Origin of the sequence: Chloroflexus sp. (assembly GCF_034434295.1) — a bacterium.
Classification (GTDB): Bacteria; Chloroflexota; Chloroflexia; order Chloroflexales; family Chloroflexaceae; genus Chloroflexus.
The window spans coordinates 60,658-69,908 of record NZ_DAOTZQ010000095.1 but is presented as its reverse complement, the minus strand read 5'-3'; the positions used below and the strand labels follow the sequence as shown (position 1 = coordinate 69,908).

Annotated in this window: 9 protein-coding genes; 6 read left to right on the top strand and 3 right to left on the bottom strand. The window is 58.4% G+C overall.

Annotation, left to right across the window (positions count from 1 at the left end; translation table 11 throughout):
- The 4 genes from VAE57_RS13765 to VAE57_RS13750 all read left to right on the top strand — a co-directional run.
- A partial coding sequence (locus tag VAE57_RS13765) for a hypothetical protein (protein ID WP_322822445.1) occupies positions 1 to 190 on the top strand: 190 nt, incomplete at its 5' end.
- 399 nt (positions 191 to 589) lie between these two features.
- Positions 590 to 1,417 carry a 1,4-dihydroxy-2-naphthoyl-CoA synthase gene (gene menB / locus VAE57_RS13760; RefSeq protein ID WP_322822444.1) on the top strand — a complete coding sequence of 276 codons (828 nt, stop codon included), beginning with the start codon at positions 590 to 592 and terminating at the stop codon, positions 1,415 to 1,417.
- A 241-nt stretch (positions 1,418 to 1,658) separates the two neighbouring features.
- A complete protein-coding gene (locus VAE57_RS13755; RefSeq protein ID WP_322822443.1) occupies positions 1,659 to 2,564 on the top strand; it encodes a 1,4-dihydroxy-2-naphthoate polyprenyltransferase in 906 nt (301 codons plus the stop codon).
- A 192-nt stretch (positions 2,565 to 2,756) separates the two neighbouring features.
- A complete protein-coding gene (locus tag VAE57_RS13750) occupies positions 2,757 to 4,220 on the top strand; it encodes an o-succinylbenzoate--CoA ligase (RefSeq protein ID WP_322822442.1) in 1,464 nt (487 codons plus the stop codon).
- Between the two features lie 970 nt (positions 4,221 to 5,190).
- Here VAE57_RS13750 and VAE57_RS13745 read toward each other — a convergent pair.
- The gene (locus VAE57_RS13745) at positions 5,191 to 5,829 is read right to left on the bottom strand and encodes a DUF1405 domain-containing protein (protein ID WP_322822441.1); all 639 of its coding nucleotides are present in this window, start codon (positions 5,827 to 5,829) and stop codon (positions 5,191 to 5,193) included.
- A gap of 55 nt (positions 5,830 to 5,884) precedes the next feature.
- A complete protein-coding gene (locus VAE57_RS13740; protein WP_416208459.1) occupies positions 5,885 to 6,415 on the bottom strand; it encodes an acyltransferase in 531 nt (176 codons plus the stop codon).
- Between the two features lie 110 nt (positions 6,416 to 6,525).
- Here VAE57_RS13740 and VAE57_RS13735 point away from each other — a divergent pair, with 110 nt between their 5' ends.
- Positions 6,526 to 7,299 (top strand): IclR family transcriptional regulator, encoded by a 774-nt coding sequence (locus VAE57_RS13735; RefSeq protein WP_322822439.1) that lies wholly within the window; start codon positions 6,526 to 6,528, stop codon positions 7,297 to 7,299.
- A gap of 254 nt (positions 7,300 to 7,553) precedes the next feature.
- On the opposite strand, the gene VAE57_RS13730 is transcribed toward VAE57_RS13735, so the two are convergent.
- Positions 7,554 to 8,255: a metal-dependent transcriptional regulator gene (locus tag VAE57_RS13730; protein WP_322822438.1), complete on the bottom strand. Its 702-nt coding sequence runs from the start codon at positions 8,253 to 8,255 to the stop codon at positions 7,554 to 7,556.
- Between the two features lie 203 nt (positions 8,256 to 8,458).
- Between VAE57_RS13730 and VAE57_RS13725 the strand changes: the two genes are divergently transcribed.
- On the top strand, positions 8,459 to 9,235 hold the full coding sequence (locus VAE57_RS13725) for an enoyl-CoA hydratase-related protein (protein ID WP_322822437.1): 777 nt from the start codon (positions 8,459 to 8,461) through the stop codon (positions 9,233 to 9,235).
- Positions 9,236 to 9,251 lie beyond the last annotated feature (16 nt).

The following is a 9,251-nucleotide window of genomic DNA, read 5'->3' as shown; positions in this document are numbered from 1 at the left end:
TGCCCATGTCGGGCTGGCAGTTTCCATCAGCAGGAGTGAAGTGGAGAGACAATGCCAGGGGCAGGGGACTGTTCAGACGCAGAAATTTCCCAAAAAGACTGCCCAATTGCTATCGCCGGCTTGCCCCATCTCTGCCTCAACCCTGGCGCAGACAATCAACCGCAGCATGATCATGTGGCAAATAGCATAACCCAACGGTAGTAAACGAACAAGTGGCATTCTCCACATAGGCATCGACAATACCTGCCAGAACTTTTTGTTACTCACGGGTTCTGCGTCGCACACAGATGTTATGATCCGCGACCATCCGCCCCATCCGCGAGTATCCGCGTACCCCACCCAGCGCTCTCATCACGTTTGCCTTACACCACCGAGACGCAGAGCACACAGAGGCACAGCGACAGCACACGCTACCACCAGGCACCGGTCACAGCGCGTTCCCGTTCCGGTATGTTGCTCCAGTAACAGGAAGGCATCAGTACGGGAGAGGGGCCGGGGGTGAGGGCCTGCAATCCATCGCCAATTCACCGACACTTGTGATTATGGTACATTATTAAAAGGAACGATACGTACTATTGCGAGGAAACCTATGCCAATTGAGTGGGTCAAAGTGCGCGATTACACCGACATCATCTACGAACACGATGCTGCCGGTGAAGGCATTGCCAAAATTACCATCAACCGTCCTGAAAAGCGCAACGCATTTCGTCCAGAAACCGTCAACGAGCTGATTGATGCTTTTTCGCGTGCCCGCGACGACGAACGGATCGGTGTGATCCTGTTCACCGGTGCCGGCGACAAAGCATTCTGCTCCGGCGGCGATCAGAGCGTGCGCAGTATTGGCGGATACGTCGGCAAAGACCAAATTCCACGCCTGAACGTGCTCGACCTCCAGCGCCTGATTCGCATCATTCCCAAACCGGTCATCGCCCTGGTTGCCGGCTACGCCATCGGCGGCGGACACGTTTTGCATGTCGTCTGCGACCTGACCATCGCTGCCGATAATGCTATCTTTGGCCAGACCGGGCCAAAAGTGGGAAGCTTTGACGGCGGCTACGGTTCAAACCTACTGGCCCGCATGGTCGGCGACAAGAAGGCGCGTGAAATCTGGTACCTCTGCCGCCAATACAACGCACAGCAGGCGCTCGAAATGGGGCTGGTCAACGCCGTAGTACCCCTCGAACGCCTCGAAGACGAGGGTGTGCAATGGGCACGCGAAATCCTCGAAAAGAGTCCGCTGGCCATCCGCATGCTCAAAGCCAGCATCAACGCTGCCGCCGACGGCTACGCCGGACTCCAGCAACTGGCCGGTGATGCAACCCTGCTCTACTACCTGACCGAAGAGGCACAGGAGGGCAAACAAGCCTTCCTCGAAAAGCGCAAGCCCAACTTCCGCCGCTTCCGTCGCTACCCGTAGATGCGACACACCGACAGGCATGGCACACCCCCACCCCCTCCTCCCACCAGCGGGGGAGACCGAAAAAATTGATAACTCCTCCCCCCAGCGGGGGAGACCGGAAAAAGTTGACACCTCCTCCCCCCAGCGGGGGGAGACCGAAAAAAAATTGATAACTCCTCCCCCCAGCGGCGGGGAGGTTGGGAGGGGGGGCCGAGGGATGAAGTGAGTGCCACCACTCACGTGACAGAAAGAGCACACTATGACAACCAAAGCAACATCAGTACCACCATCACAGCTCAAAATCTGGCTAATGGCGAGCCGCCCGGCAACACTCCCGGCAGCCGTCGTACCGGTATTGGTCGGCTCAGCCCTGGCCTACAGCAGTGACGCATTTCAACCACTGGTAATGCTAGCGGCGCTACTCGGTGCACTCTTCATTCAAATCGGCACCAATCTCGCCAACGACTACTTCGATGCCCAAAAAGGCGCCGACACCAGCGAGCGCCTCGGCCCGGTACGGGTAACCCAAAGTGGCCTGCTCCCGGCACGCACGGTACTCACTGCGGCCCTGGTGAGCTTTGGACTGGCGGCCCTGGCCGGCATCTACCTGATCATCGTTGCCGGCTGGCCAATCCTGGTCATCGGATTACTCTCCATTGCCGCCGGCATCCTCTACACCGCCGGCCCCTTCCCGCTCGGCTACCACGGCCTCGGCGACCTGTTTACCTTCGTCTTCTTCGGATTGGTAGCCGTTATCGGCACCGACTTCGCCCACACCGGCCAGTTCCGCTGGATTGCCCTATGGGCAGCGTTACCGATAGCCATGCTGGTCACCGCGATCCTCGTCGTCAACAATCTGCGCGACGCACCCACCGACCGCAAAGCCGGCAAACGTACCCTGGCCGTCATCTTCGGCGAACGGTTCGCCCGCAGCGAATTTGCCATCCTGGTCATCGGAGCATTCGTGTCACTGCCCCTGGCCTGGATGTGGGGCGGAGCCTCACCATTCACCCTGCTGGCCTGGCTAACCGCACCAATGGCACTCAACCTGATCGACTTCGTCAACCGCGAACGTGGTCGAGCACTCAACAAAGCCCTGGTCGGCACTGGCCGATTACATCTGGCGTTCGGCGTGCTCTTCGCAATTGGGTTGTTATTTGGCTGATCCAGACACCAGACCGACCGGCGCCCCAGGCCACGCATCCACACCGTCCGGCACTGCCAACTGGCGAGAGTATCTACACGTTTGCCAGGCTCCATCGCCGGGTAGTGTTACAGCTACTCACACCCTGGTCGACGCTGACCGCTAACAGCTCATCTTCGGTGTTCTGCTCGCTATTGGACGACTGTTTGACACATGCTCATACCTGACTGGCTGGCTCGCAGAGCAGCGTTGCACCCGCACCGTCCGGCACTGATCTACGCCGGCACAACACACACCTTTGCCGAACTTGATCGCTGGGTCGGTGCAGTTGCCTCCCACCTGCGCCAACTGGTTACACCCGGCGCACGAGTCGCGTTACTGTCGCGTAATCGCCCCGGCTTTGTCGCCGTTGTCCACGCCGCACCACGCTCAGCCATCACCCTGGTGCCACTCAATACCCGCCTCACAGCAGCCGAGCTAGCGTTCCAAATCCAGGACAGCGACCCGGCATTGTTGATCATCGAACGCGACCTGCTCCCGGTGGCTCGCGAAGCGGCGGCTAACCGTCCCCTAATCGTGCTCGAAGAACTCACTGCCGCAACGACAGCACCGCCGGCACCGGCACCTCCAATTGACCTGGACGCAACGCACACCATCATCTACACCTCCGGCACCACCGGCCGCCCGAAAGGTGCAATTCTGACCGCCGGCAACCACTGGTGGAACGCCATCGGTTCCATGCTCAACCTCGGCCTGCACGAAGATGATCGCTGGCTGGCGGTACTCCCACTATTCCACGTAGGCGGCCTGAGCATCCTGCTGCGCGGTGCTATTTACGGCATACCGGTGATACTCCACGAACGCTTCGATCCGGCACTGGTACGGCACGATCTGGATGCACAGCGCATCACCATTGTCTCACTCGTTGCCGTCATGCTACAACGGTTGCTCGCCACCGATCCCAACCCCTTCCCACCCCACCTGCGCTGCGTCCTGCTCGGTGGTGGACCGGCACCACAGGCACTCCTCGAACAATGTGCCGCCCGTGGCATTCCGGTAACCCAAACCTACGGCATGAGCGAAGCGGCATCACAGGCAGCAACCCTCTCCCCCACCGAGGCGCTAATCCGACTCGGCTCAGCCGGCAAACCATTGCTACCGGTCGAACTATCCATCGTCACCCCATCCGGTCAACCGGCAGCGCCCGGCGAAGTCGGCGAAATCTGCCTGCGCGGCCCAACTATCTCGCCGGGATACCTCGGCTTACCGCCTCGATCCCCCACCGACTGGTTTCACACCGGCGATTTGGGCTACCTCGACCAGGAAGGATACCTCTACGTCGTAGACCGGCGCAGCGACCTGATCATCGCTGGCGGCGAAAACATCTACCCTGCCGAAATCGAAGCCATTCTCCTCAGCCATCCGGCAATCGCCGAAGCGGGAGTGGTCGGCTTACCCGACCCCGAATGGGGCCAGCGCCCGGTGGCTGCCATCGTCGCCCAACAGCCCACCACTGCCGACGAACTCATCGCCTACTGCCGTAGTCGCCTGGCCGGCTACAAAGTACCGCGCACCATCGTATTTCTGAACGAACTGCCACGCACGGCTGCCGGCAAATTACGCCGCCACGAACTGCGTGCCATCCTGCTGACTCAAAAAAGTGGAAGTGATCACTGATCAGGCGACCGTCGTCGGGTGTGAGCGAGCGCTAAGCACCCAACGCGTTGTCAACCCTTGGAAATGACCACTGATCAGGCGACCGTCGTCGGGCAGACACCGAAAATCTGGTAGCGGCGAAACCCACCACCCCACCATCACCCCGACACCACAACCGGGCACAGCAGCGTTGCACAAGAACTTAAAAGCTGGGCGGTCGTACTGCCCGACCATCGCCCAGGCGTATAAACGCTTGCCAATCACCAACGAAAGTACATCTTGCTTCCGGCACGCCGGCGCAATAGCAAGGAGGACTGACGATCAGCGCCAATGCCATCACGCACTGGATTGGTTACCTTACCCGCTCGATATGCGCGTGTCGCGACGTTTGGAGAGTGGCAGCCAACCTGCCGCAGCGGCCGTGCTCACAATCCGGCGCGTGGCACGCCGTTGACCCGGCTGGTTACGAGGATGCTGTATGTGCTGGTCACGATCATAGAGTCTGTCAGGAGTGCATGAGATTACATGAGGAGATGCTTTTTGAAACAGGTTCAAGCTGTGGCACGCGATCCGACATCTTTGTCTCAGCGTCACACGTGAGCAATGCACCGCACCAGTGCCATCACGCTCTGAATTGGGTGCCTTACCCGCTCATTACGCACGTGTCGCGACGTTTGGCGTGCGTCAACCAAGCTGCCGCAGCAGCCGTGCTCACAATCCGGCGCGTGGCACGCCGTTGACCCGGCTGGTCACGGAGATACTGAATGGGATCAGTACAATCAGAGAGTCGGTCAGGAAAGAAGGAGCTAACTACCAGGAGACGTTTCTTGACATAGGTTCTACTTTCCCCTCTCCCGCTGCGCGGGAGAGGGGCCAGGGGTGAGGGCGTTCAACGCATCGCCAGCCCATCCCTTTATTCCCTCCTCGCCTGCCGCACGGTCGCAGGACCGGGGGTGAGGGCGTCCTAACAATACCAGCTATCCAATCTGCATCATTCACGCGGCACCTGCAACCCCAACGCTTCAGCACGTTGAGCCACCACCAGCGAGGGCCGTGTCAGCCAGAACCCTAAAACACTGGTCAGAATCACCGCCGTCCACATCGCAAAAGTTGGCGTTACCACCCAGGTCAACGGTGGATGGAAACCAAGCCCGTAATCCACCAGGATCGACAGACTGAAAAAGGCTGCCACCGCTGCCCGTGCCGTCATACCGAGCGGGCCGATCCGTGTCGCCAGCAACACACCTTCACAGGTCAAACCGATATGTGACACAAACAGCATCAATTCCAGCGGCTCAACCGCACCCGCCCCAAGCCAATGCCGCGTCCAGAAGGCCAGCGTCCACAAACCGTATTTGATACAGGCAAACGCAGCGAATGCAGTAAACCAGGGAACCGGCCGCCCATAGCGGAGCAAAATAAACGCAATCGTTGCGTAGAGTGCCGCTGCCGGACAATCGGGAATAAAAATCCATGCCCAGGCCGGCGAAGAAGCCAGCATCGGCCCATACCAGACGATACCACCCCAGACCACCCCAAACAGATTTATCAGCATACACACCCAAAAGAGCAGAGGATGGCCGGTTATCAGAGCGTATACCCAATCAATAAGTTGACGAACCTGACGCATAACAACCTCGCTAGCGATTATTGTGCATTGCAACGAAAACCCTTTGGTCGCCCCGTTAGCGGTCGAGACGCCGAATCGGCACTCCACCCACAAATGCTCCTGGCGGCACATCACGGTTCACCAGGCTCATCGCCGAGACAGTTGCCCCAGCCCCTATCACCACACCGGGTAAAATGGTACAGTTCGCCCCAATAGTCACATCGGGGCCAATCACGACCGGACCGCGCTTCCATTCCCGACGGGTTACCTCGTGGCAGAGTATAGTTGTATTATAGCCGATGACGCAGTTCTCCCCCAGGGTAATATCTTCGGGGAAGAAAATATCGAACATCACCATCAGCCCAATGCTGGCACGTGGAGCAACATTCACCCCTAACCAGCGGTAGATCATATTTTTTACCGCGATAAATGGCGTGTACCGCGCCAGTTGAATCAGAGCGGCATTGCGCATAATACGCAAATAACCACCGGCCAGTTGTGGAAAATACCAGAGTGCGTTGTGCGGGCCGGGTAAAGGAACACTCTGCAAACGAGCTTTACGGGTTGCCGTTGAGCCAAGATCATCGGAAGAGAAGGTCTCAAGCATAGTGTTCATATGTTGCGCACCACAAATGTAAGTTTTGCTGTCCCAGTTGGCAAAAAAGACGACTTTCCATTACACTATGTTGGAATGAGGTTTTGAATGGTGAAAAACATATGGTACAGTCACTGGATCGCGCCTTCGATGTACTGGAAGCATTAGCCTTCGCCGACGACGACTTGAGTGTTTCTGAATTAAGCGAGCAACTCGACCTGCCGCTCGCAACTGTCCATCGCCTGCTCTCTAGTTTAGCTGCACGTGGCTATGTTACGCAAGAGGCAAACACCCGTCGCTACGGGCCAGGACCACGGCTGTTGGAAGTCGCAGCTCGCGCTGCCCGCAGTCGTCGTTTTGACCTGATTCGCATTGCCCGCGCCGAGCTAGTAAAACTGACCGCCGAGACCGGTGAGACCAGCAATCTAATCGTTCGCCAGGGTGATCTTGCCGTTTACCAGGAACAGATTCCCAGCCCGCATATGGTACGGATGTTCACCGAAATCGGGCAACGGGCACCACTCTACTGCACCGGCGGCGGCAAAGCCATTCTGTCTGCGCTACCAATTGCCGAACTCGAACAGTACCTTGCCAGTGGCCGCTTCGAGCGCTGGACAGACAGAACGATTACCGACCCCGAACGTCTCCGCGCTGAACTTATGACTGCCCGCGAACGAGGGTTTGCCCTCGATGATGAAGAGCGCGAAGAGGGGGTATGCTGCGTTGCCGCGCCAATCTTCGACCCGCGCGGACAGGTCGTTGGCGCGATCAGCCTGTCAGGCCCATCCACCCGCCTCAACCGCGCAAGAGCCGAAGAACTGGGGCCACGGGTGCGCGAAGCAGCAGCGGCGTGTAGCCGGCAACTCGGCTTCCACCCCACCTCAACCGGCAAGTAACTCGCCGGCTACGAGACAGGGGCAGAGCGAGACTTTCGCTGCTACCCAACCCTGCGCTCAAACCTGTCTTCCACGTCTTACAGAGATGCCCCTCTCTGCTCTCTGTGCCGCTGTGGTAAACCTAACCACCCTGCCACCGGAAGCACAACGGAGAGGGGAGAGTAAGTCATCGCCACACACCCCTCTGTGCCCTCCGTGCCTCGGTGGTGAACCTTCAGAAACACAACAGAGAAGAATACTCCCCCTTGACCACGTTACGCAGCCTCTGACTCCACCTCAACCTCAATCGTGCGCGCTAACCGACGGTCGAGTGGTGTTGGCTCATGTGTCCCTATCTGCACCGTCAGTGGGCCATCGAAGGGCGCACTCGCCACCACCATGACCCGTGCTCCAGGCACCAGCCCAAGGTCGGCCAGGTATCGTAACCGTTCAGCCGCCTGATCACGCACCCGCACGATCCGGGCCACCTGATTGAGCGGCAGATCGGCCAGGCGAATCGCATGTGTGGTCGGCAAGACACCATCAATGCCTGGGATTGGATCGCCATGCGGATCAAAATCGGGAAACCCCAACCGCTCCGCGATTCGGGCTTCGAGTTTCTCGCTGATATGATGCTCAAGCCGCTCAGCTTCTTCGTGAACCTCGTCCCAACTATAGCCAAGAGCCTCAACGAGATAGAGTTCGAGCAGGCGATGATGCCGAATCACTTCAAGCGCGATCCGCTCACCGGCTGGCGTCAGGATCACGCCCTGGTACGGAGTATGCTGCACCAGATTCATCTCGGCCAGCTTTTTAATCATACCGGTGACCGATGCGGGTCGCGAACCACGCTGCTCACCGAGCAAGGTCGTCGTCACCGCACCAACCTGCTGCTGGAGCAGGTAGATAGCTTTCAGATAATCTTCAATTGCCGGCGTAATCCGACCGGGCAGGTTAGGGTCTTCTACTGGGGTCAAGGCGCGTCTCCTCTTGGTGGCGCGAGCAACCCGGCTTTTCCTGGCTTCAATGTACCATAGAGCGGTTACTTCGTGCAACGGGCGTGGTACAATCGAGAGCAGCCTTTCGCAAAAGCTATCCAATTCTGCACACGTGCATCTATTACAGGGTATTATTGTCGGCAAACGACAGTCCTGTTGTCAATGTACAAGGAGATCAACGTATGAGTGAAGAGTCTCTGGTTCTCAGCACAATTGAAGGTCCCATCGCCATCCTCACCCTCAATCGGCCACAGGCACTCAATGCACTCAGTCCGGCCTTAATTGATGACCTCATCCGCCATTTAGAAGCCTGCGATGCCGATGACTCAATCCGCGTGATCATTATCACCGGCGCTGGCCGGGCATTTGCTGCCGGCGCTGACATCAAAGCGATGGCCAATGCAACGCCTATCGATATGCTTACCAGTGGCATGATTGCGCGCTGGGCACGCATTGCCGCCGTGCGCAAACCGGTGATCGCTGCCGTGAATGGGTATGCACTCGGTGGTGGTTGCGAATTAGCAATGATGTGCGACATTATCATCGCCAGTGAAAACGCGCAATTCGGACAACCGGAAATCAACCTGGGCATCATTCCCGGTGCCGGTGGCACCCAACGGCTGACCCGCGCCCTTGGTCCATATCGGGCAATGGAATTGATCCTGACCGGCGCAACCATCAGCGCACAGGAAGCCCTCGCCCACGGCCTGGTGTGCCGGGTCTGCCCACCTGAAAGCCTGCTCGATGAAGCCCGTCGGATCGCGCAAACCATCGCCGCCAAATCACCACTGGCCGTACAGTTGGCGAAAGAGGCGGTTCGTATGGCCGCCGAAACCACCGTGCGCGAGGGGTTAGCTATCGAGCTGCGCAATTTCTATCTTCTGTTTGCCAGTGCCGACCAAAAAGAGGGGATGCAGGCATTTATCGAGAAACGCGCCCCCAATTTCAGCGGTCGTTGACCAGGTGCAAAACAGT

Coding starts and splice junctions, on each gene's coding strand:
- VAE57_RS13725 (WP_322822437.1), top strand. CDS start 8,459: ATGAGTGAAGAGTCTCTGGTTCTCAGCACAATTGAAGGTCCCATCGCC.
- VAE57_RS13745 (WP_322822441.1), bottom strand. CDS start 5,829: ATGCGTCAGGTTCGTCAACTTATTGATTGGGTATACGCTCTGATAACC.
- VAE57_RS13735 (WP_322822439.1), top strand. CDS start 6,526: ATGGTACAGTCACTGGATCGCGCCTTCGATGTACTGGAAGCATTAGCC.
- VAE57_RS13755 (WP_322822443.1), top strand. CDS start 1,659: ATGACAACCAAAGCAACATCAGTACCACCATCACAGCTCAAAATCTGG.
- VAE57_RS13750 (WP_322822442.1), top strand. CDS start 2,757: ATGCTCATACCTGACTGGCTGGCTCGCAGAGCAGCGTTGCACCCGCAC.
- VAE57_RS13740 (WP_416208459.1), bottom strand. CDS start 6,415: ATGCTTGAGACCTTCTCTTCCGATGATCTTGGCTCAACGGCAACCCGT.
- menB (WP_322822444.1), top strand. CDS start 590: ATGCCAATTGAGTGGGTCAAAGTGCGCGATTACACCGACATCATCTAC.